This is a genomic window from Streptomyces sp. NPDC053542 (assembly GCF_044544685.1).
In the GTDB taxonomy this organism is placed as follows: domain Bacteria; phylum Actinomycetota; class Actinomycetes; order Streptomycetales; family Streptomycetaceae; genus Streptomyces.
In genome coordinates, this window is sequence record NZ_JBITXL010000004.1 from 296,017 (window position 1) to 317,688 (window position 21,672).

A 21,672-nucleotide genomic window follows, 5' to 3' on the forward strand; every position below is an offset into this window, starting at 1 on the left:
CGGGCGTCAGTCCCGTTCGCGCACGTCCACGATGCGCTTGATCTTGCCGACCGAGCGCTCCAGCGTCTCCGGGTCGACGATGTCGACGCTCACGGTCACGCCGACGCCGTCCTTGACGCCCTTCGCGATCGACGCCGCGGCCGCCGCGCGGGCCTCCGTACCGGCGTCGGCGCGCGCCTCGACCCGTACGGTCAGGTGATCCATCCGGCCGCGCCGGGAGAGCTCCAGCTGGAAGTGCGGGGCGACCCCGGGGGTGCGCAGCACGATCTCCTCGATCTGGGACGGGAAGAGGTTCACCCCGCGCAGGATGATCATGTCGTCGCAGCGCCCGGTGACCTTCTGGATGCGCCGGAAGTTCGGGCGGGCCGTGCCGGGCAGGAGCCGGGTGAGGTCGCGGGTGCGGTACCGGATGACCGGCAGCGCCTCCTTGGTCAGCGAGGTGAACGTCAGCTCGCCCTCCTCGCCGTCGGGCAGCGCCTCTCCGGTGACCGGGTCGACGATCTCGGGGAAGAAGTGGTCCTCCCAGACGTGCAGCCCGTCCTTGGTCTCCACGCACTCCTGTGCCACGCCCGGGCCGATGACCTCGGACAGGCCGTAGATGTCGACCGCGTGGATGTCCATCCGCTCCTCGATCTCGCGGCGCATCTCCTCGGTCCACGGCTCGGCACCGAAGATGCCGATCTGCAGGGAGGTCGTACGGGGATCGACGCCCTGCCGCTCGAACTCGTCGAGGAGGGTGAGCATGTACGAGGGCGTGACGAGGATGATCTCGGGCCGGAAGTCCTGGATGAGCTGGACCTGACGGGCGGTCATGCCCCCGGAGGCGGGGATGACCGTACAGCCGGCACGCTCGGCACCGTAGTGCGCGCCGAGCCCCCCGGTGAACAGGCCGTATCCGTACGAGTTGTGGACCTTGTGGCCCGGACGGCCGCCGGCCGCGCGGATCGAGCGGGCGAACACGTCCGCCCACATGTCCAGGTCGGCCTCGGTGTACCCGACGACGGTGGGGCGGCCCGTCGTACCGCTGGAGGCGTGCAGGCGGCGGACGTCCGCCATGGGCACGGCGAACATCCCGAAGGGGTACGTGTCGCGCAGGTCGGCCTTGGTGGTGAAGGGGAAGCGCGCCAGGTCGGCCAGGCTGCGGCAGTCCTCGGGGCGGACGCCGGCCGCGTCGAACTTCTTGCGGTACAGCTCCACGTTGTCGTACGCGTGCCGCAGCGTGGCCTGAAGGTTCTTCAGCTGCTGCGCCCGCAGTTCGTCGCGGCTCAGCCGCTCGCCCGCATCCAGGAGCTCGTCGGGGAGCGGGGTGCCGGTCTTCCGGCGTCCGGCCGCCGCGGCCGTCGGATTGCTGCTCATGCTGCTCATTCCTCCACACCTCGGATCACGCGGCTTCGCCCCCGGAACTCCGCGATGACTTCCCCGCCCCGCTGGACGCTCACGTCGTATATGCCGCTCCGGCCGTACCGCGTGCGCTCCTCGGCCCGTGCGAGGAGGACGTCGCCCTGCTTGGCCGGCGCCACGAAGGTCACGTCGGCGCCGGCGGCCACGGTCACCGGGCCGTGGCTGTTGCAGGCGCAGGCGAAGGCCGTGTCGGCCAGCAGGAAGAGGTAGCCGCCGTGGGCGATGCCGTGCCCGTTGACCATGGTTTCGCACACGGTCATACGCAGCAGGGCCGACCCTTCGCCGGCCTCCAGCAGCTCGATGCCGAGCCGCTGTGACGCCTGGTCCGCGGCGAACATCCGCTGAGCGGAACCGGAGTTATCCACAGGCCATCAACCACCCTTGCTGCCCGACCGAACATTCGGTTAGCGTTACGACGCGGTTAAACAATCAGCATCTGAAGTGCCTGTCAAGAGGTGGACTGCCTTGTCCGAGAGCGTCACTGACCGAGCCACCGACCGGTCCTCCGGTCGCGCCACTGATCGAACCGACTTCTTCCCCCGCCACAAGGACCTGCTGGAGCGCGCCGTCGCCGCGGCCGGTGACCGGGACCACTGGTCGCCGCACCCGGAGTCGCCGAGCCCGAAGGTGTACGGCCCGGAGGCGGCGCCCGCCGGCGAGGCCGCCTTCCGCGCCCATCTGGGCTCCGCCTTCAAGCTCCCCGGCCATCCGCAGAGCGGCACGGTCGCTGTCGGCGAGCGCTCTCCGTACGGGCTGCCGCTGGACGTCGACTACCCGCGGGTCACGCCCGAGGAGGCGGTGGCCGCGGCGAAGGCGGCGGCGCCCGCCTGGCGCGCGGCCACGCCGGACGTCCGCGCGGGCGTCGCCGCCGAGATCCTGTCCCGGCTGAACGCGGCGAGTTTCGAGATCGCGCACGCCGTGCACCACACGACGGGCCAGCCCTTCGTGATGGCGTTCCAGGCGGGCGGGCCGCACGCGCAGGACCGCGGCCTGGAGGCGGTGGCGTACGCCTGGGCCGAGCAGAAGAAGCTCCCGGCGGTCACGCGCTGGACGAAGCCGCAGCGCAAGGGCGAGCCGCTCGTCATGGAGAAGACCTTCACCCCCGTGGGCCGCGGGGTGAACCTGCTCATCGCGTGCAACACCTTCCCCACGTGGAACGGCTATCCGGGCCTCTTCGCCGGCCTGGTCACGGGCAATCCTGTGATCGTCAAGCCGCACGCGGGCGCCGTGCTCCCGCTGGCGATCACCGTCCGGATCGCCCGCGAGGTGCTGGCCGAGGCCGGCTTCGACCCGGACGTGGTCCTCCTCGCCGCCGAGACCGCCGACCAGCGCACCGCCGCCGAGCTGGCGCTCCACCCGGATGTCCGGGTCGTGGACTTCACCGGCTCCAAGGAATTCGGCAACTGGCTGGAGAAGCACGCCCGCCAGGCCGTCGTGTACACGGAGAAGGCCGGCCTGAACACCGTCGTGCTGGACTCCACCGACGACTACAAGGGCCTGCTGCGCAACCTCGCCTTCGCCCTCTCCCTGTACAGCGGCCAGATGTGCACCACCCCGCAGAACCTGCTGGTGCCCCGCGACGGCATCCGTACGGACCAGGGCACCCGCACCGCCGCGGAGTTCGCCGAGGACCTGGCGGGCGCGCTGGACAAGCTGCTGGGCGACCCGGAGCGGGCGGCGGGCACGCTCGGCGCGCTCGTCAACGACGGAGTGCGCGCACGCCTGTCCGAGGCGGCGAGTCTGGGCCAGGCAGTGCACCCCTCGCAGACGGTCGACCACCCGGAGTACGAGGGCGCCACGCTGAGCACGCCGCACGTCGCGCTGCTGGACGCGGCCGCCGACGCGGGGACTTACACCCGCGAGTGGTTCGGCCCCGTCTCGTTCGTGATCGCCACCGACTCCACGGAGCACAGCCTGCGGCTCTTCACCGAGACGGTCCGGGCGCACGGCGCGCTCACCGCCACCGTGCACGCCACCGGCGAGGACGTCCTGGAGGCCACCCGAGCCGCCGCCCTGGAGGCCGGCGTCCACCTCTCCGAGAACCTCACCGGTGCGGTCTTCCCCAACCAGACCGCCGCGTTCAGCGACTTCCACGGCAGCGCGGCGAATCCGGCGGCGTCCGCCACGCTGACCGACTCGGCCTTCGTCACCGGCCGGTTCGACGTGCTCCAGTCCCGCCGCCACGTGGCCCCCGAAGCGGCCACCGCCACCGAGGAGAGCTGACGTGTCCGACGAGGTCTACCTGGTCGACGGCGCCCGTACGCCGCAAGGCCGGTACGGCGGCGCGCTGGCCTCCGTACGCCCCGACGATCTGGCCGCCCTGGTGGTCGGCGAGGCGGTGCGCCGCGCCGGCGCCCCGGCCGAGGCGGTCGACGAGGTCATACTCGGCGCGGCCAACCAGGCCGGCGAGGACAACCGCGACGTGGCGCGGATGGCCGTACTGCTGGCCGGCCTGCCGCACACCGTCCCCGGATACACGGTCAACCGGCTGTGCGCGTCCGGTCTGACCGCCGTCGCCTCGGCCGCGCAGGCCATCAGGGCGGGCGAGGCGGACCTGGTCGTGGCGGGCGGCGTGGAGTCGATGACCCGCGCGCCCTGGGTGATGGCCAAGCCCGGCACCCCCTGGGCGAAGCCGGGCGAGGTGCACGACACGTCGCTGGGCTGGCGGTTCACCAACCCCAGGTTCGCGGCGGCCGACCGCGAGGTGGCCGGGTCCGGCCCCGAGACGGCCAAGACGACGCTCTCCATGGGCGAGACCGCCGAGGAGGTCGCGGCGCTCGACGGCATCACGCGCGCCGAGTGCGACGCCTTCGCGCTCCGCAGCCACCAGCGGGCGGTCGCCGCGCAGGAGGCCGGCCACTTCGACCGGGAGATCGTTGCGGTACCGGTCAAGGCCAAGCGCGGCGAGGAGACCGAGGTGACCCGCGACGAGGGACCGCGCCCCGGCACGACCCTGGACAAGCTCGGCACGCTGCGGACGATCTTCCGCGAGGGCGGCGTCGTGACCGCCGGTTCCTCCTCGCCGCTCTCCGACGGCGCGGCCGCGCTGCTGGTGGCCAGCGCCGAGGCGGTGCGGCGGTACGGGCTGACGCCTCGCGCCCGCATCGTCACCTCCGCCTCGGCGGGCCTCCAGCCGAACCTCATGGGGCTGGGCCCGGTGCCGGCCACGGAGAAGGCGCTGGCCCGCGCGGACTGGAAGATCTCCGAGCTGGGCGCGATCGAGCTGAACGAAGCCTTCGCCGCCCAGTCGCTGGCCGTGACCCGGCGGCTCGGCCTGGACGAGGACAAGGTCAACGCCGACGGCGGTGCCATCGCGCTCGGCCACCCCCTCGGCTGCTCCGGCGCCCGCATCCTGCTGACGCTGCTGGGCCGCCTGGAGCGCGAGGACGCCCGCAAGGGCCTGGCGACGCTGTGCGTCGGCGTCGGACAGGGGGTCGCGATGCTGGTGGAGCGCATATGAGCGAGACGACAGCGACGGCTCCGGGCCGGCCGGCGGCCGACGACGGCCGTACTGCGGCGGTCGGGCCGTACGAGACGCTGCGCGTGGAGGAGCGGGACGACCGGGTCGTGGTGACCCTGTACCGGCCCGAGGCGCGCAACGCCCTCAGCGGCCTGATGATCTCCGAGCTGCACGCCGTCTGCGACCTGCTGGAGCGCGACCCGAGGCTGCTGCTGCTCACCGGGCACGGCGGCGTCTTCGCGGGCGGCGCGGACATCGCCGAGCTGCTGCGCCGCGGCAGGGACGACGCGCTGCGCGGCATCAACAGCCGGTTGTTCGAGCGGGTACGGCGGCTGCCGATGCCGACGCTGGCCGCGGTGGACGGCTGGGCGCTGGGCGGCGGTGCGGAGCTGAGTTACGCCTGCGACCTGCGGATCGCCGGGCCGGACGCGGTGTTCGGGAACCCGGAGCCGGGGCTGGGCATCCTCGCCGCGGCCGGCGCGTCCTGGCGGCTGCCGGAGCTGGTCGGCGAGTCGGTCGCCAAGCAGGTGCTGCTCGCCGGGCGGAATCTGGACGCGTCGGCGGCGCTCGCCGCGGGCCTGGTCATGGAGGTCGTCCCGGCCGACGAGCTGCTGGACCGGGCGCACGCCGTACTGGACCGCATGGCGCGCTCCTCGGCGACGGCGCTGCGGCTGACCAAGCTCGTGGTGGACGCGCCCGGCGCGCATCCCGTCGCCGACGACCTCGCGCAGGCGGTGCTCTTCGAGGGGCAGGACAAGAAGGACCGGATGACGCGCTTCTTGGAGAAGAGCGGCCCGGAAAAGAGGGGCGTGGAGAAGAAGAGCGGCTCGGACAAGAGCGGCCTCGCGGAGAAGGGAGAGCGGTCGTGAGCGCGGCAGCGAAGGAGGCCGGGGCGAACGCGGCTCCGGAGGCAGCGCCGGAGGCGGTGGCCGTGATCGGCGGCGGCCGGATGGGCGCCGGCATAGCCCAGTCGTTCGCGGCGGCCGGCTCGCGGGTCACGGTCGTCGAGAGCGGCGCCGAGGCCGCGGCCGCCGCGCTGGACCGGGTGGCCACCGGGCTGGCCAGGGCCGCCGAGCGCGGCAAGCTCGCCGAGCCGGCGGAGACGGTACTGGCCCGGGTGACCACGGTCGCCTCCCCCGAGGAGCTGCCGGGCGACGTCCGGCTGGTCGTCGAGGCGGTGCCCGAGGACGCCGGCCTGAAGGCGAAGGTGCTGGCGGCGGCGGAGCGGGCGGTGTCCGACGACACGGTCCTGGCCACGAACACCAGCTCGCTCTCGGTCACGGAGCTGAGCACGGCGCTCCGGCGGCCGGCGCGCTTCCTCGGCATGCACTTCTTCAACCCGGTGCCCGCCTCCGCGCTGATCGAGCTGGTCGTCGCCCCGGACACCGCGGACGCCACGCTGCAGTCGGCGCTGGCCTGGACGCACGCGCTCGGCAAGACCGACGTCGTGGTCAAGGACTCCCCCGGCTTCGCCAGCAGCCGGCTGGGCCTGGCGCTCGGCCTGGAGGCGGTGCGGATGGTCGAGGAGGGCGTGGCCGAGCCCGCCGCGATCGACGCCGCGATGAGCCTGGGCTACAAGCACCCCATGGGCCCGCTGAAGCTGACCGACCTGGTCGGCCTGGACGTCCGCCTGGCGATCGCCGAGTACCTGCACTCCACGCTGGGCGAGCGGTTCGCGCCGCCCGCGCTGCTCCGCGAGAAGGTGGCCCGCGGCGAGCTGGGCCGCAAGACCGGACAGGGGTTCTACACATGGGAGTGAGCCCTTCGGAGATACCCCACGAGACCGCGGGCCACGGCGAGACGACCGACCACGGTGAGGCAGTCGGCCACGGCGTGGCCTGCCGTCTCCAGGACGGCGTGGCCGTCATCGAGCTGGACCGCCCGGAGGCGGGCAACGCCCTGGACGTGACCATGAAGCACGGCCTGCTGGCCGCGGTCCGCCGGGTCGCGGCCGAGGGCGACGCCGTACGGGCGGTGCTGCTCACCGCCCGGGGCAAGGCGTTCTGCGTGGGCCAGGACCTCAAGGAGCACGCCCGGGCGCTGGAGGAGCACCCGGCGTCGGCGTTCGCCACGGTCACCGACGAGTACAACCCGCTCGTACTGGCGCTGCGCGCGCTGCCCCAGCCGGTCGTGGCGGCCGTCGAGGGCGCGTGCGTGGGCGCGGGGCTGGGGCTCGCGCTCTGTGCCGATGTGCGCGTGGTGGCGGCCGGGGCCCGGTTCGCCACGGCCTTCACGGGCATCGGGCTGGCCGCCGACACGGGGCTGAGCGCGTCGCTGGCCGAGGCCGTCGGGCCGTCCCGGGCGGCCGGGCTGTTCCTGCTGGGTGACCGTTTCGGCAGCGACGAGGCGCTGGAGTGGGGGCTGGCGCACCGCGTGGTCCCCGACGGCACGGCCGCCGCCGAGGGCCGGGCGCTGGCCGGCCGCCTCGCCCAGGGCCCGACCCTGGCGTACGCCCAGGTCAAGCGGCTGCTGCGGGAGGCGCCCGGCGCCGCACGGGCCGAGGTACTCGACCGTGAGGCGGCCGCGCAGGCCGCCCTGGGCGCCACCCACGACCATCGCGCGGCCGTCCGGTCCTTCCTCGACCGCGGACGCCCCGTCTTCGAAGGCCGCTGAGCGAGAAACAAGCCCGGGACCGCCCCGAAGACCGCCCGAAAGCGCAGCCGTCCCCGGGAAGCGTCCCCTCGGGCAGCAGCCCCCGAAAGATTCGCAGCCGCCTCTTGCCATACACGCCGCGATACACGAGACTAAGTAACCGAACGAACGGTCGGTTGGGAAGGATGGACATGCCAAGCTCTGCATCCTCGTCACCGGGCGACACCGCGGCCGCGCCGCCTCAGGAGCCCGATCTCCAGGAGACCGCTCTCCAGGCGCACTTCGACCGCACGATCGCCCGTGACCAGCGCGTCGAGCCGCGGGACTGGATGCCGGAGGGGTACCGCAGGACGCTGATCCGGCAGATCGCCCAGCACGCCCACTCCGAGATCATCGGCATGCAGCCGGAAGGCGCGTGGATCACCCGCGCCCCCTCGCTGCGCCGCAAGGCGATCCTCTTCGCGAAGGTCCAGGACGAGGCCGGCCACGGCCTGTACCTGTACTCCGCGGCCGAGACCCTGGGCGCGGACCGCGACGACCTGACCGACCGGCTGATCGAGGGCCGGCAGAAGTACTCCTCGATCTTCAACTACCCCACCCCGACCTTCGCCGACGTCGGCGTGATCGGCTGGTTCGTGGACGGCGCCGCGATCTGCAACCAGGTCCCGCTGTGCCGCAGTTCGTACGGCCCGTACGCGCGGGCCATGGTGCGGGTCTGCAAGGAGGAGTCGTTCCACCAGCGGCAGGGTTATGAGCTGCTGCGGACGATGATGCAGGGCACGCCGGCGCAGCAGGAGATGGTCCAGGACGCGGTGAACCGCTGGTGGTGGCCGTCCCTGATGATGTTCGGCCCGCCGGACGACGACTCACCGAACTCCGCGCAGTCGATGGCCTGGCGCATCAAGCGGCACTCCAACGACGAGCTGCGGCAGAAGTTCGTGGACATGACCGTGCCGCAGGCCGAGAAGCTCGGCGTCACCCTCCCCGACCCCGAGCTGAAGTGGAACGAGGAGCGCGGTCACCACGACTTCGGCACCCCCGACTTCAGCGAGCTGATGCGGGTCATCAAGGGCGACGGGCCCTGCAACGCCGAGCGGATGACCCGGCGCCGCACGGCCCACGAGGAAGGCGCCTGGGTGCGCGAAGCAGCGGCGGCCCACGCCGCCAAGCAGGCCCGCCGGGCGGCCGAGCGGGCCCGCGGGGAAGAGAAGGAGCACGCCGCATGAGCGAGACCCAGGACCGGGCAGCCGGCCGCCCCAAGGCGGAAGATCCCAAGGCGGAACACCCCAAGGCTCAGTGGCCGCTGTACGAGATCTTCGTACGCAGCAAGCGCGGGCTGAACCACGTGCACGTCGGGTCGCTGCGCGCCGCCGACGACCGGATGGCGCTCACGCACGCCCGGGACCTCTACACCCGGCGCAACGAAGGCGTCTCCCTCTGGGCCGTGCGCAGCGACCACATCGTCGCGTCCACGCCGGACGAGAAGGACCCGTTCTTCGAGCCCAGCGGCGACAAGGTCTACCGCCACCCGACCTTCTACGACATCCCCGCGGACGTCCCGCACATCTAGCCCGCCGGCCCGCGAGCAGGATCCGACCAGGAGCAGTTGAGACATGGCAGCCGACATGAGTGAAGCCCGCGAAGCGGCCGACGATCACGTGTACCTCTCGCTCGCCGACGGCGACGAGGGCGACGCCCGCTGGGCCTTCGGCACGGGCTTCGCCGACCCGCTGCACGGCGTCCCGACGGCGCTGCCCGAGGGCGTGGACGCGGCCGCGCTGGCCGCGCTCTGCGTGGCCCTCGGGGACGACGCGCTGATCAGCGCGCAGCGGCTGGCCGAGTGGTGCACCCGCGCCCCCGAGCTGGAGGAGGAGATGGCGCTCGCCAACATCGGCCTCGACCTGCTCGGCCAGGCCCGGCTGCTGTACGCCCGCGCCGGGCAGGCCGACGGCACGGGCCGCGACGAGGACGCGTACGCCTACTTCCGCGACGCGGCGGACTTCCGCAACGTACGCCTGGCGGAGCTGCCCCGCGGCGACTTCGCGTGCTGCGTCGGGCGGCTGCTGGCGCAGTCCGCGTGGCGGCTGGCCCTGTTCGAGCGGCTGGCCGGCTGCGCCGACCCGGTGCTGGCGGCGGTGGCCGCGAAGGGCGTCAAGGAGCTGACGTACCACCGGCAGTACGCGGCGGAGTGGGTCGTCCGGCTCGGTGACGGGACGGCGGAGTCGCACCGCCGTATGCAGGCGGCCTGGACGGAGCTCGCCCCCTGGCTGGAGGAGCTGTACGCGGACCGGAGCGCCGAGGGTTTCGGCGCGCCCGCCGAGGAGGTCGCCGAGGCCACCCGCGCGGTGCTCGCGCAGGTCGCCGAGGCCGCCGGGCTGAGCACTCCCGCGCAGGTCACGGCCGTACCGGGCGCGGGCCGGGCCGGCGACCGCACGGAGCACCTGGCACCGCTCCTCGATGAGCTGCAGGGCCTCGCCCGCGCCCACCCGGAAGCCGCGTGGTGACGATGGCCGCGACCCTGCACGTTCTCCACGGTGACGGCGCCGCACCGGTGACCAGCGTTGGCCACGGCGACGGCACCGCGCCGGAAACCACCGTGCTCCACGGCGACAACGCCGCACGGGAAACCACCGCTCGCCACGGCGACAACACCGCACCGGAAACCACCGTGCTCCACGGTGACGGCACCGCGCCGGTGACCAGCGTTCGCCACGGCGACGACGCCGCACCGGAAACCACCGCTCGCCACGAAGACAACACCGCGCCGGAGAACACCGTTCGTCACGAGGACGGCACCGAGCCGGAGGCCGCCGCGGCCCGCGCTCGGCGGATCGCCTCCGAGGTGGTCGACCCCGAGCTGCCCATGGTCACCCTCGCCGAGCTGGGTGTCCTGCGCGGCGTCGAGGCGGCGCCGGACGGATCGGTCACGGCCACCATGACCCCGACCTACTCGGGCTGCCCGGCCATGGCCGAGATGCGGGCCACGCTCGCGGCCCGGCTGCACGCCGCCGGGTATGCGGACGTCCGTATCGAAACGGTGCTGGACCCGCCGTGGACGACGGACTGGATCTCCGAGGAGGGCCGCCGCAAGCTCGCCGAGCACGGCATCGCGCCGCCCGGCCCCGCCCCGCGCCACACCGGAGGCCCGGTCCTGCTGGACCTGTCGCCGACCCGCCGGGCCGTGCCCTGCCCGCGCTGCGGCTCCGCCGACACCGAGGAGCTCTCCCGCTTCGGCGCCACCTCCTGCCGGGCGCTGCGCCGCTGCCGCAGCTGCCGGGAACCGTACGAGCACGTCAAGGAGATCTGATGACCGCCCCCACCGCGCCCGCCTCGCCCGCCCCGGCGGCGGCCCCGGCCCGTCGGCGTCCGGCGTTCCACTCGCTCCGCGTCGCCGCGGTCGAGCCGCTGACCGAGGACTCCGCCGCCGTCAGCTTCGAGGTACCGGAGGAGCTGGCCGGGGAGTTCGCGTTCGCGCCCGGCCAGTCGCTCACCCTCCGCCGGGAGATCGAGGGCCGCGACGAGCGCCGCTCGTACAGCATCTGCGCCCCCGTCGGCGACACCCCGCGCATCGGCGTCCGCGTCGTGCCCGGCGGCCTGTTCTCGTCCTGGCTGGTCAATGACGTACGGCCCGGGGACACCGTCGAGGTGATGGCGCCCACCGGCTTCTTCACCCCCGACCTCACCGTGCCCGGCCATCACGTCCTGATCGCGGCCGGGTCCGGGATCACGCCGATGCTCTCCATCGCCGCGTCCGTGCTGGCGGCCGACGACAGCTCACGCGTCACGCTCTTCTACGGCAACCGCCGGACGGCGACGGTGATGTTCGCGGACGAGCTGGCCGACCTGAAGGATCGTTACCCCACCCGCTTCCAGCTCGGTCACGTCCTCTCACGGGAGCCGCGCGAGGCCGAACTGTTCTCCGGGCGCCTGGACGCCGACCGGCTGTCCGCGCTCATCGGCTCACTGGTCGACGTGGCGGACGCCGACCACTGGTGGCTCTGCGGCCCGCACGGCATGGTCCGCGACGCGCAGCGGGTACTGGACGGGCTGGGCGTGCCCGAGGACCGTGTGCACCAGGAGCTGTTCTACGCCGATGACGAGCCGGTGCGCGAGGCGCGGCACGAAGAGGCCCCCGCCGACGGCCCGGTCAGCGAGGTCACGATCACCCTCGACGGCCGGACGACGACCCAGCCGCTCCCCCGCGACCGCGCGATACTGGACGGCGCCCAGCAGGCCCGCCCGGACGTCCCGTTCGCCTGCAAGGGCGGCGTCTGCGGCACCTGCCGCGCGCTGATCCGCGACGGCGAGGCCGACATGCGCCGCAACTTCGCCCTGGAGACCTCCGAGGTCGAGGCCGGTTACGTCCTTACCTGCCAGACCTTCCCGGCGTCCGACGCCCTGACGGTCGACTTCGACAGCTGACGGCCCGACGGGCGTCGGCAGCGTCGTCGGCGTCGGCGTCGGCGTCGGCGTCGGCGTCGGCGTCGGCGTCGGCGTCGCCGTCGGCAGCACCGTCGGCGTCGGCAGCACCGTCGGCGTCGGCGTCGGCGGCCTCCGCGGCAGGGGCGCTCACGGCGACCGGTAGAACTCGGCGAGTTGGAAGGCCAGCTCCAGAAGCGCGTCCGGTCCGCCGGTCCCGCCGAGCGGTGCGGCAGCACCACCCGCCGCCGGTCCGCCCCCGGCTTCGAGGTGGAGCCCCCCGGCGTACGTACCCGACGCACGGTGCGCCTCCGCGAACGCCCTGGCCTCCGCCAGCACCGCGTCGAGGTCCCAGCGCGGCCCGCCGTCCGGCGAGCGCACGGCGTTGGCGTGCCAGGGGTCGCAGGCCCAGACGGCCAGGGCACCGGACGCGGCGACCTTGCCCAGCAGGTCGGGGAGTACGTCGTGCACGGCGGCGGCGCCGAGCCGGGTGAGGAAGGTGAGCCGGCCCGCGGACCGCTCCGGGTCCAGGCGGTCCACCAGCGCCAGCAGGACGTCGCTGGTGGTGTCCGGCCCCAGCGTCACCCCCACCGGTCCCCCGGCCCCCGCCACCCGCGCCACGACGTCGTCGTCACGGTCCGCCGTCCGGGCGTCCAGCCAGGTCAGATGCCCGGCGGCGTCCGTACGGCCGGCGAAGAGATCCGTCATCGGGGCCGGGTCCCTGCGGACACCGTGGGCGCGCATGAAGCGCAGCGCCGCGTCGATCTCGCGGATCAGCGGCGCGTAGCGGTCGCGCCGCGGTGAGCTCGCGACGAACCGCTGGTTCGCCGCATGGGCCTCCGGCACGCCCGGCCGCCCGTCGCGTGTCAGGGCCCGCGCCAGGTTCAGCGTGGCGGCCGGCTCCTCGTCGGCGGCGTCACTGTGCAGCAGCCGTACGACGGGGACTCCGGCGGCGTACGACAGCACGGTGGCGGCCTGAGACAGCGCCGTCAGCAGGTTCCCGAGGCGCGCGGCCACGGGCGGGCCGCCGGGCCACGCCCGGTCGGCGGCCTGGATCAGCAGCGCCTCGCCGCGTGCGACGGCGGCCAGGTGCTCCTGGAGCCGGGCGCGCTCGCCGGGGAGCACGAGCGCCGCACCGGCCGCGCCCGACGCGGGCCGCGCCACCGCCCCACCAAGCGCCGCCGCCGCACCAACCGCCGCCGCCCCGCCAAGCGTCAACGCCCCACCAACCGCCGCCGACCCGTCACCCGCGAACGCCCCGCCAAGCGCCGCCGCCCCGTCACCCGCCACCACCCCCTCACGCCGTGACAATGCTGATCTTCTCCGCGACGCGGTCGCACAGGTCCACGGCCGCCGCGGTGTCCGCCGCCGTGACCAGGATCTGCCCGACCCGGTCCCAGCTGGCCTGCAGCGGCGGGACGGTGTCGCCGACCCGGACGCCGACCGAGACGTCCAGTACGCCGTCCAGCGCCCGCGCCGCCTCGACTCCGTGGATCTCCACGACCGTGCCGGGGGCGCTGGTCAGGAACCGGGTGGCGGCCGCGGCCAGGGGGCGCGGGCGGCCGGGCAGGTCCTCGCCCCGCCCGCTCAGCCAGGCGAGGGCGCGGGCCTCCAGGTCGATGCCGTAGGCCGCCTCGACCAGTTCGGAGATCCGGTCGCCGCCGGTCCGGTCGTGCGACTCGATCACCTTCGGGCCGCGGGACGAGAGACGTACCTCGGTGTGGGCCGGCCCCTGGCGCAGGCCGACGGCGTCCAGGAACGCGGTGACGCAACCGGTGATCTCCGCCTCAACACCCGGGGCCAGCCGGGCCGGCAGGGCGTGTCCCAGCTCCACGAACTCCGTGTGCGTGCGCTTCTCCGTGATGGCCACCACGGTGTGCCGGCCGTCGAAGCTGAGCGACTCGACGCTGTACTCGGGCCCGTCGAGGTATTCCTCCAGCAAGAAGCGCTCGAGGCGGAAGAAATTGGCGAACTGGTGCTCCGAGCTGCCGCGCAGCCCCTCCAGCCGGTCCAGTACCGCATCGATGTCCCCGGGCCCGTCCACCCGCAGCACGCCCAGGCTCGCGGCGGCGTCGACGGGCTTGAGGATGAAGGGGAAGCCGTGTGCCCGGCCGAACTCCACCAGGCTCTCCCGGCCGCCGGCCTCCGCCGCCGCCACCGACAGCGGCCCGGCCCCGGCGAGGTGCCGGCGCATGGCCCACTTGTCCCGCAGGAGGTTGCTGACCTGGTGGGGGTTGCCGTCGAAGCCGAGCAGTTCGTTGACCAGGCCGACCGGCTCCAGCGCGGGTTCGAGAGTGGAGAACGCGCAGGTGAAGCCGTACGCCTCGTGTGCCGCGGCCACCAGCGGCCGCAGCTCGCGCCAGTCCGTGTAGTCCACGAGCAGCGCCTTGTCGCACCACGCGGCCTCTTCGGCAAGGAAGTACTCCGGCTGCTGCACGTACACGACGTGCAGGCCGAGCGCCTTCGCCTTGCGCAGGACGTCGGTGCGCCCGCCGATCACCAGGACGCCTCCGGGCGAGGCGCCGGACGGCAGGCCGGTGGGCAGGGAGGAAGGCACGGCAGGGGTCTGGGACATGAGTGAGGACGCTCCTTGGACTGGTCGCAACCGGGCCGACCACAGCGGACGGTTCAGCCGGACGCCGGCACGTCGGGCGCGGCCGGACCGGCCGGCCGGTCCGCCGCCACGGGCGGCTCACCCGACGGCTCGCCCGACGGCTCTGGCGCCGGCTTGCGGGTGCGCTCCGCCCAGCGGACGGCCGGCGCCATCGCCAGGCTCGCGAGCAGCAGCGCGGCGCCGAGCACCAGCCAGCCGAGCGGCCCGCCGTAGATGATGAGGAAGGTGAGCACGATCGGGCCGAGGATCTCCGCGCCGGTCATCCCGATGCCGAAGAACCCTTGGTACTGGCCGTACTTGCCGGGCGGCGCGAGCCCGAAGCTGATCTCCCAGGTGCCCGCGGACTGCATCATCTCGCCCCACGTCAGCAGGGCGTATGCCACCAGCATCACCGCGCCGGCCAGCCACGCCGAGTTCCCCGCGGCCGACAGCGCGAACACCGCGCAGGCCGCCAGCATGAAGAACCCGGAGCGCAGCACGAAGCGGGTCGCACCCGCCAGGTCCGTGACCCCGCGGGCCACCCGGACCTGCAGCAGCACCACGGCCGCCGTGTTGAGCACGAACATCGCCGAGACCAGCCACTTGGGGGCGGTGGTGTACTGCACGATCCACAACGGCATGGCCACGTCGATCAGCGGGCCGTGCAGCACCAGGACCAGGTTGAGCAGGGTGATGACGGCGTACGGGCGGTCCCGCAACACGGCGAGCTGGGGTTCGCCCTCCTCCACCGCGGCCGGCGGCACGGCGGGCAGCCGGCTGAGCACGAAGGAGGAGCAGAAGAAGAGCAGCGCGTTCGCGGCGAAGGCCGTCATGTAGGCGGCGCGGTTGTCGAAGACCAGGGCCAGGCCGCCGAACGCCGCTCCGATGGAGAGCCCCGTGTTGTACGTGGCCTTCATGTAGGCGCGGGTCTCGGTGATCCGCTCCTTGTCCACCAGCCCCGCCATCAGGGCCTGTTGTGCCGCCGACCCGCCGTGCTGGCAGATCGCGTACACACAGGCCGTCAGGATGAACAGCGGCAGCGAGTGGATGAAGAGGTACGAGCCGATGGCGAGCCCCGCCACGGCGAACAGCAGCACGGCCGTACCCCGGGGGCCCTTGCGGTCGGCGATGTGTCCCAGGGGCACGCCCACGACCATGCCCAGCGTCCAGGCGACGGAGAGGCCCACGCCGAACTCGGCCGGGGACAGGCCGACGACGCGGGTGAAGTACAGCGCCGCGCAGACGTAGTACAGGCCGTCACCGACGCGTGCGACGAGCTGCGCGAGGGCGAGGGTGCGCGGCGGGCCGGGCGGCGGCAGCATGGTGCTCAGCACGCGGCACCGCCCGACGGCCCGTCCTGCTCCGGCCCCGGCTGCGGAAACTGCGCGAACAGGCCGGCGCACAGCTCCCCGTACGGCTCCAGCCGCTTGCCGAACACCTCGCGGATGCGGCCCATCTCCCCGGCGAACTCCGCCTCCGCCGCGCGGGCGGCAGCGGGATCGGCGAGCCGGTCGGGGTCGGCGAGCCCGTCGAGCCGCGCCAGCCCCGAGGCGAGCGCCTGCCGCGCCTCCCGGGCCAGCGGGTTGCCGGCCTGGACGTCCCAGTACACCTCGGGCGTGCCGCCCGCGATACGGGCGAGCAGGGCCAGCAGCGTGGCGTGCGGGGGCGGGGCGAGCGCGCTCAGCGTCTCGATGTCCACGTCCAGTTCGGCCAGCGCGGCGCCGAAGGAGAGGACCGCGGCGTGGGTCAGCGCCTGGGACGCGGCGGCGAGCCGGTCGTGCTCGGCGGCCGCCACCGTCACCACCCGGCCGCCGCCCTGCCGCACGATGTCCAGCAGCCGGGCCGCCAGCGGGCCGTCCCGGTGGACCACCGCGGCGACCGGCCGCCCGGGAAGACCGAGGGACGGCGCGAACATCGGGTTCAGGCCCACGGCTTGGTGCCCGGGGGCGGCGCTCCGCACGGCTTCACTGAAGGACGACTTCACCGACAGCGTCTCGGCGAGCAGGGCGTCCGGCCGTACGGCGTCCGCCAGCACCGCCACCGCGTCCAGCGCCACCCGCTCGGGCAGCGCCAGCAGGACCACGTCGGCGGCGGCCAGTTCGGCGCGTACCGCCGCGTCGGGGGCGGTGATGTCGCCCCGCAGCTGCCGGGGCGGTGGCCCGGCGGTGCCGGCCGGCCCGCCCGGCGGAGCGGTGTCGACCGTGCACACCTCGGCGCCGGCCGCGGCCAGGAGGCCGGCGAACATCCGGCCCACCGCCCCGGCGCCGCCCGCGACCACACACCGCAGCCGTCCTTCAGCTTCCGTCATCAGTGCGCTTCCCTGCCTTCCAGTACGCGCCCGGCCGTCCCGGCGGCCGCGCTTTCCGGTGCGGCCTCGCGCGGCGCCGCGAGAGCGGCGACCACCGCCCGGGACTTGACCATGGTTTCCTCGAACTCCTCGTCCGGGTCGGACAGGGCGACGATCGCACCGCCCACCCCGAAGGCGGCCCGGTCCCCCTCGACGACCAGGGTGCGGATGACGATGCTCAGATCGGCGGCCCCGGAGAGCGAGAACCAGCCGATCGCCCCCGAGTACACCCCGCGGGGCCCCTCCTCCAGCCGGTCGATGATCTCCATGGTGCGGATCTTGGGCGCGCCGGTCATCGAGCCGCCGGGGAAGGACGCCCGGACGCAGTCCACCGCGGACCGGTCCGCGCGCAGTGTCCCCCGGATCGTGGAGACCAGCTGGTGCACCTGCGCGTAGCTCTCCACGGTGAAGAGCGCGGGCACGTGCACGGAGCCGATCTCGCACACCGTGTTGAGGTCGTTGCGGACCAGGTCCACGATCATCAGGTTCTCGGCGCGGTCCTTCTCCTGGCCCAGCAGGTCCGCACGGAGCGCCGCGTCCTCGGCGGCCGTCGCGCCGCGCGGCCGGGTGCCCTTGATCGGCTTGGACTCCGCGCGCCCGTCGGCACCGATGCTCAGGAACCGCTCGGGGGACGCGCTGAGCACCGCGGTACCGGGGAAGTCGAGCAGCGCTCCGTACGGTACGGGGCTGATCCGGCGCAGCCGGGTGTAGGTCTCCAGCGCGTCGGCCGGCGCGGGCACGGTGGCGGTGTTGGTCAGGCACACCTCGTAGCTCTCGCCGTCCCTGATCTCGTCCAGGCAGGCGCCGATGCGCTTGAGGTAGGCGTCCTTGCCGTGGCGCAGCGCGCCGGGCTCGACCGACGCCGTGTGGCGTACGGGCGCCGCCGGGGCGCCGGCGGGGTCCTCGGCCAGCCGGTGCACGGCGTCGGCCGTGGCGTCCAGCCAGGCATCGCTCCGCTGCTCGCCGGTGGCCGGATCCAGCGCGAGGAGGTAGCAGACGCCCTCCTGGTGGTCCAGGACGAGCGCGCGGTCGGCGAAGAGCAGGGCCGCGTCGGGTGTGGTCGCGTCGTGCGCGGCGGCGCCGCCGGTCTCCGCCTTGAGTTCGTAGCCGAGGTAGCCGACGTAGCCGAGGTTGAAGTCGAAGGGCAGCCCCTCGGGCACCGGGAGGGTGCGCAGCCGCAGCTGTTCGTCGAGGTGGTCGAAGAACGGCCGGCGGACGCGGCGCGGCGGGTGGCCGGGGCGCTCCACGGTGACCGTGCCGTCGGCGACGCGGTAGGTGAGGTACTCCGCCAGCGGGCCGGTGCCGTCGCCCATGAAGGAGAAGCGGGATACCCCTTCGATGACGGCGCTGCTGTCCAGCCAGAAGCTGTGCGGCGCGGTGGCGAACAGGGTGCGGTAGGCGGCCTGCGCGTCGGGCAGCACCGGGAGCTTGCGCACCCGCAGGCGGTACGGAGAGGCGGCGGGCGCGGGCTGCCGGCTCGGGGCCTGCGGTCTTCGCGCCGGCCGCGGCGCCGCGGTGCGGGAGCGTTCCCGGGTGAGGTCGCGGAAGTTGGCCAGCAGCTCCCTGCCGTACGTACTGGATATCGACTCGGGGTGGAACTGCACGCCCCACAGGGGAGCGGTGCGGTGCCGTACCCCCATCAGGACGCCGTCCTCCGTCCAGGCGAGGGCCTCCAGCTCCGCGGGGAGTCCGGTGACCGCGAGCGAGTGGTAGCGCACGACGGGGAAGGGGGAGGGCAGGCCGGCGAAGATGTCCTGGCCGCTGTGGCGGACGTCGGAGAGCCGGCCGTGCATGGGCTCGGGCGCGTGCCCGACCTCGGCGCCGGCCAGGTGGCAGATGGCCTGGTGGCCGAGGCAGACACCGAGCACGGGGAGCCCGCTCTCGCGGATGGCCCGGGCGCTGATGCCCAGGTCGGCCGGGCGTTCGGGGGTTCCCGGGCCGGGCGAGACGACGATGTTGTCCACGTCCGCGAACGGGATGCCGGCCCAGTCGGCGTCGTTGCGCACGACCACGGGCGGCTCTCCGTTCACCTCCCCGAGGAGCTGGTGGAGGTTGTAGGTGAAGGAGTCGTAGTTGTCGATGATGAGTGTGCGCATCGTGTGCGGTTCTCCCAGTCGGGTGGCAGGGTCGCTGCCTACTTCGGTTCCTCACCCGCGATGACCAGGTCCTCGACGCGGCAGGTCTCGGTGATGATGAGATCGTAGAAACGCCGGATGAACGTCTGGTCGATACCGTGCTCTTCGGCGAACCGTGCGGCTCGGTCCTGGACGGCGCCGATACGGTGCGGCTGCATCATGGGGATGCCGTGCTGCCGCTTGTGCTCCGCGATCCGCACGCAGATCTCGATGCGTTCCCGCAGGGCGTCGCGCAGGCGGGTGTCGGTGGCATCGAGCTCGGCGCGCAGCGCCTCCAGGGTGTCCGAGGCGGGCTGGGACGTTGCCGGAACGTGCGTCACGGAGTCTCCTTACTGAGGTGTCGAACGCTTGAGCTATGGGGTGGGACGTTTCGGGCGGCCCGGCCGGACCGGGCCGCCCGGAACGTCCCGCCGGCGGTCAGCCGGTACGGAGAGCCGTCGCGTACAGCGGCCGGCCGTCCTGGTCCAGGTGGTCGGCGACGTCGGTGAACTCCCCCGACCCGCGGAGCAGCGCGGGGACCGTCTCCTCGTGGAAGTGGCCGTGCTCGATGACCAGCGCGCCCCGCGGGCGCAGCAGCCGGCCGGCCAGCCGCACCACGCCGCGGATCACGTCGAGGCCGTCGCCGCCGCTGAAGATCGCCTGCCGCGGGTGGTGCTCGCCGTACTCGGGCAGCAGTTCGGTGCCCTCGGGCACGAAGGGCGGATTGGCCGTGACCAGGTCCACCCGGCCGGTCAGCGCCGCCAGCAGGTCCGGGTCGGTGACGTCCCCTTCGTGCAGGTGGACGGGGGTGTCGCCGGCCTCGGCCCGCCGGGCGGCGTTGCGCCGCGCCCAGTCGAGCGCATACGGGTCCAGCTCGACCGCGTGCACCTGAGCGTCGGGCCGGGCGTGCGCCAGCGCCAGGGCGATCGCCCCGGAGCCGGTGCAGAGATCGACGATCACCGGCCGGGCGACCGGCGACAGGGCGTCCAGGGCGTGCGCGAGCACCCGCTCGCTGTGCACCCGCGGCACGAAGACGCCCGGCGCGACCGCCACCTCGATGCCGCCGAGGACCGCGCGGCCGGTGAGGTGGCCCAGCGGGATGCGGGCCGCCCGCCGGGCCACCAGCGCGGCCAGCTCCTCGGCCCGCTTCTCGTCCGCCGTCGCGTCCGGCCGCGGCCGGTCCGCGCCAGTACCGAACACATGGGCGACCAGCGCCGCCGCGTCCCCCTGCGGATCCGGCACCCCCGCGGCGGCCAGCGTGCGCGCCGCCGCGTCGGCGAGGGCGCCCGCGGAGCGCGGCGCCGCCTCGTCACTCACCGGCACGGCTCGCCGCGTAGTAGTCGCGCAGGGACTGGATGAGGTCCGGCCGCAGCCGGGAGGCGGCGAGCAGCTCCGGCGGCGGCGTGAACTCGGGGTCGAGCTCCTCGGCGAACTGGCGGTAGCCCTTCCGGAGGTAGTCCTCCATGATGTACGGCCACTCGATCGGGATGTTCCAGTCGTACTCGTAGCCGGTGGCGAGCATGTGCGTCACCGCCGTCTCGATGCTCTCGTCGCGGGTCAGCGCCTGGATCGGCGCCCGCCGGGGACGGAACATCTCCAGGTCCAGCTGCGGGGCCTCGCCCAGGATCCGCCGGGCCATCTCCTCGGCGAGCAGCGGGGACTGGTGCAGGCCGTCGCGGTAGGTGCCGGTCATCAGCCACAGTCCGCCGGGGCCGGCCTCGCCCAGCAGCGGGAAGCCGTCCAGGGGCACCGGCCGGTTGCCGACCTGGAGGCGCTCCAGGCCGCTCTCGGACAGGTCGCGGCGCACCTGGTGGGTGGCGCAGCCGAGCAGGAACAGCACGTCGCTGAGGAGCGGCGTGGTGCGCGGCGTGGTGGAGATGATGTTGGTCGCCCCGATGTAGACCCGGCCCTGCGAGCGGGGGACGACGTGCAGTCCGCAGGCGAAAGCGCGGTTGGGCGTGCGGATGACACTGTCCGGCGTCGTACCGTCCTCGGTCCCGACCAGCGCGGACACTCCGTATCCGCTGACCATGGGCGGAATGCCGGCGGATATTTCGGGGGCGGTGTCGAGGATGTGCTGAGTGGCCGCCCCGGCGGCCAGTACGACGTTGCCCGCCCGCAGCTCGCCACCGGATTTCAGCGTGACGCCGGTGACTCTTTCCGCATTCTTCAGCAGCCCGCCGACGCTTTCGGGTACGACCGTGCCGCCGGCCTTGGTGAAGGCCGCCTGCAGCCGGTCCAGCAACGCGTGGGAATTCACCGCGTGTTCATTGGGAATGAACATCGCCAGCTGCGGGCGCGATCCCGGGTCCGGGTCCAGCCAGGAGATGTCCGACGGCGAAATGTCTTCGTACTTCTCGCCGTACTCGTCCATCGCGGTGCGCATGGCCGCGTAGTTGTCGTCGTCGATCTGCGGAATTCCGACGGTGTTCAGCATGACGATCGTGCCGTCGGCGCTGCGGATCTCGTCGCCGCCGACCTCGTCGTACAGCCGCGCCAGCCAGCCGTCCCAGAGCTTGGTCGCCCTGACGTCCATGTCCAGCTTGGTGCGCCCGTGCTCGCTCTTGAGCAGGGTCGTGGTCACCTCGCCGAAGCAGCCGAGCATCGCTCCCGCGGCGACCGAGGCGGCGGCCGGCCGGTGCGGCTCCCCCACGAGTGCGACGCGGAGTCCGCGCCGGGCGAGGACGAGGGCGAGCGACGAACCGAGCGCTCCGTTGCCGACGACCACGGCATCGAACGTCCTGCT

21 protein-coding genes are annotated in these 21,672 nt (G+C 73.7%); 10 read left to right on the plus strand and 11 right to left on the minus strand.

What is annotated here, in order from left to right; genetic code table 11:
• Positions 1–6: 6 nt before the first annotated feature.
• Both paaK and paaI read right to left on the minus strand, forming a co-directional pair.
• Positions 7–1,356, minus strand: a complete 1,350-nt coding sequence (gene paaK, locus ACIGXO_RS13040) for a phenylacetate--CoA ligase PaaK (RefSeq protein WP_399784621.1) — start codon at positions 1,354–1,356, stop codon at positions 7–9.
• Between the two features lie 5 nt (positions 1,357–1,361).
• Positions 1,362–1,739, minus strand: coding sequence for a hydroxyphenylacetyl-CoA thioesterase PaaI (paaI, locus tag ACIGXO_RS13045; protein WP_363256649.1), 378 nt, complete (start codon positions 1,737–1,739; stop codon positions 1,362–1,364).
• A 127-nt stretch (positions 1,740–1,866) separates the two neighbouring features.
• Here paaI and paaN point away from each other — a divergent pair, with 127 nt between their 5' ends.
• The 10 genes from paaN (at position 1,867) to paaE (ending at position 11,875) form a co-directional block, all read left to right on the plus strand.
• Positions 1,867–3,624: a phenylacetic acid degradation protein PaaN gene (gene paaN, locus ACIGXO_RS13050; protein WP_399784624.1), complete on the plus strand. Its 1,758-nt coding sequence runs from the start codon at positions 1,867–1,869 to the stop codon at positions 3,622–3,624.
• A 1-nt stretch (position 3,625) separates the two neighbouring features.
• Entirely contained in the window at positions 3,626–4,861 is a 1,236-nt protein-coding gene (locus ACIGXO_RS13055) for a thiolase family protein (protein WP_399784628.1), read from the plus strand.
• Positions 4,858–5,730, plus strand: a complete 873-nt coding sequence (locus ACIGXO_RS13060) for an enoyl-CoA hydratase/isomerase family protein (RefSeq protein ID WP_399784631.1) — start codon at positions 4,858–4,860, stop codon at positions 5,728–5,730. The genes ACIGXO_RS13055 and ACIGXO_RS13060 overlap by 4 nt, the downstream gene beginning before the upstream one ends.
• An 80-nt stretch (positions 5,731–5,810) precedes the next feature.
• Complete coding sequence (locus ACIGXO_RS13065) at positions 5,811–6,620, plus strand: 3-hydroxyacyl-CoA dehydrogenase family protein (RefSeq protein WP_399785634.1); 810 nt, start codon at positions 5,811–5,813, stop codon at positions 6,618–6,620.
• A complete protein-coding gene (locus ACIGXO_RS13070; protein ID WP_399784634.1) occupies positions 6,611–7,474 on the plus strand; it encodes an enoyl-CoA hydratase/isomerase family protein in 864 nt (287 codons plus the stop codon). Before ACIGXO_RS13065 ends, ACIGXO_RS13070 begins: the two co-directional genes overlap by 10 nt.
• 170 nt (positions 7,475–7,644) lie before the next feature.
• The gene (gene paaA, locus ACIGXO_RS13075) at positions 7,645–8,679 is read left to right on the plus strand and encodes a 1,2-phenylacetyl-CoA epoxidase subunit PaaA (protein WP_399784637.1); all 1,035 of its coding nucleotides are present in this window, start codon (positions 7,645–7,647) and stop codon (positions 8,677–8,679) included.
• Complete coding sequence (gene paaB / locus ACIGXO_RS13080) at positions 8,676–9,023, plus strand: 1,2-phenylacetyl-CoA epoxidase subunit PaaB (RefSeq protein ID WP_399784641.1); 348 nt, start codon at positions 8,676–8,678, stop codon at positions 9,021–9,023. The genes paaA and paaB overlap by 4 nt, the downstream gene beginning before the upstream one ends.
• A 43-nt stretch (positions 9,024–9,066) precedes the next feature.
• Positions 9,067–9,957 (plus strand): 1,2-phenylacetyl-CoA epoxidase subunit PaaC, encoded by an 891-nt coding sequence (paaC, locus tag ACIGXO_RS13085; RefSeq protein WP_399784644.1) that lies wholly within the window; start codon positions 9,067–9,069, stop codon positions 9,955–9,957.
• Positions 9,958–10,283: 326 nt separating this feature from the next.
• The gene (gene paaD, locus ACIGXO_RS13090) at positions 10,284–10,760 is read left to right on the plus strand and encodes a 1,2-phenylacetyl-CoA epoxidase subunit PaaD (protein ID WP_399785637.1); all 477 of its coding nucleotides are present in this window, start codon (positions 10,284–10,286) and stop codon (positions 10,758–10,760) included.
• Positions 10,760–11,875 (plus strand): 1,2-phenylacetyl-CoA epoxidase subunit PaaE, encoded by a 1,116-nt coding sequence (gene paaE / locus ACIGXO_RS13095; protein WP_399784647.1) that lies wholly within the window; start codon positions 10,760–10,762, stop codon positions 11,873–11,875. Before paaD ends, paaE begins: the two co-directional genes overlap by 1 nt.
• On the opposite strand, the gene ACIGXO_RS13100 is transcribed toward paaE, so the two are convergent.
• The 9 genes from ACIGXO_RS13100 to ACIGXO_RS13140 form a co-directional block, all read right to left on the minus strand.
• Positions 11,820–12,026, minus strand: a complete 207-nt coding sequence (locus tag ACIGXO_RS13100; protein ID WP_399784650.1) for a hypothetical protein — start codon at positions 12,024–12,026, stop codon at positions 11,820–11,822. The two genes, paaE and ACIGXO_RS13100, sit on opposite strands and share 56 nt — an antisense overlap.
• Complete coding sequence (locus tag ACIGXO_RS13105) at positions 12,023–13,036, minus strand: 3-deoxy-7-phosphoheptulonate synthase (RefSeq protein WP_399784653.1); 1,014 nt, start codon at positions 13,034–13,036, stop codon at positions 12,023–12,025. The genes ACIGXO_RS13100 and ACIGXO_RS13105 overlap by 4 nt, the downstream gene beginning before the upstream one ends.
• A gap of 133 nt (positions 13,037–13,169) precedes the next feature.
• Positions 13,170–14,447, minus strand: coding sequence for an ATP-grasp domain-containing protein (locus tag ACIGXO_RS13110; protein WP_399784656.1), 1,278 nt, complete (start codon positions 14,445–14,447; stop codon positions 13,170–13,172).
• 53 nt (positions 14,448–14,500) lie between these two features.
• Positions 14,501–15,799: an MFS transporter gene (locus ACIGXO_RS13115; RefSeq protein WP_399784659.1), complete on the minus strand. Its 1,299-nt coding sequence runs from the start codon at positions 15,797–15,799 to the stop codon at positions 14,501–14,503.
• Positions 15,793–16,773, minus strand: coding sequence for a prephenate dehydrogenase/arogenate dehydrogenase family protein (locus tag ACIGXO_RS13120; protein ID WP_399784661.1), 981 nt, complete (start codon positions 16,771–16,773; stop codon positions 15,793–15,795). The genes ACIGXO_RS13115 and ACIGXO_RS13120 overlap by 7 nt, the downstream gene beginning before the upstream one ends.
• Positions 16,773–18,908: an aminodeoxychorismate synthase component I gene (gene pabB, locus ACIGXO_RS13125; protein ID WP_399784663.1), complete on the minus strand. Its 2,136-nt coding sequence runs from the start codon at positions 18,906–18,908 to the stop codon at positions 16,773–16,775. Before pabB ends, ACIGXO_RS13120 begins: the two co-directional genes overlap by 1 nt.
• Positions 18,909–18,946: 38 nt before the next feature.
• Positions 18,947–19,267 carry a chorismate mutase family protein gene (locus ACIGXO_RS13130; RefSeq protein ID WP_399784665.1) on the minus strand — a complete coding sequence of 107 codons (321 nt, stop codon included), beginning with the start codon at positions 19,265–19,267 and terminating at the stop codon, positions 18,947–18,949.
• Between the two features lie 97 nt (positions 19,268–19,364).
• On the minus strand, positions 19,365–20,249 hold the full coding sequence (locus ACIGXO_RS13135; RefSeq protein ID WP_399784669.1) for a N5-glutamine methyltransferase family protein: 885 nt from the start codon (positions 20,247–20,249) through the stop codon (positions 19,365–19,367).
• The gene (locus tag ACIGXO_RS13140) at positions 20,236–21,654 is read right to left on the minus strand and encodes an NAD(P)/FAD-dependent oxidoreductase (RefSeq protein ID WP_399784672.1); all 1,419 of its coding nucleotides are present in this window, start codon (positions 21,652–21,654) and stop codon (positions 20,236–20,238) included. Before ACIGXO_RS13140 ends, ACIGXO_RS13135 begins: the two co-directional genes overlap by 14 nt.
• Positions 21,655–21,672 lie beyond the last annotated feature (18 nt).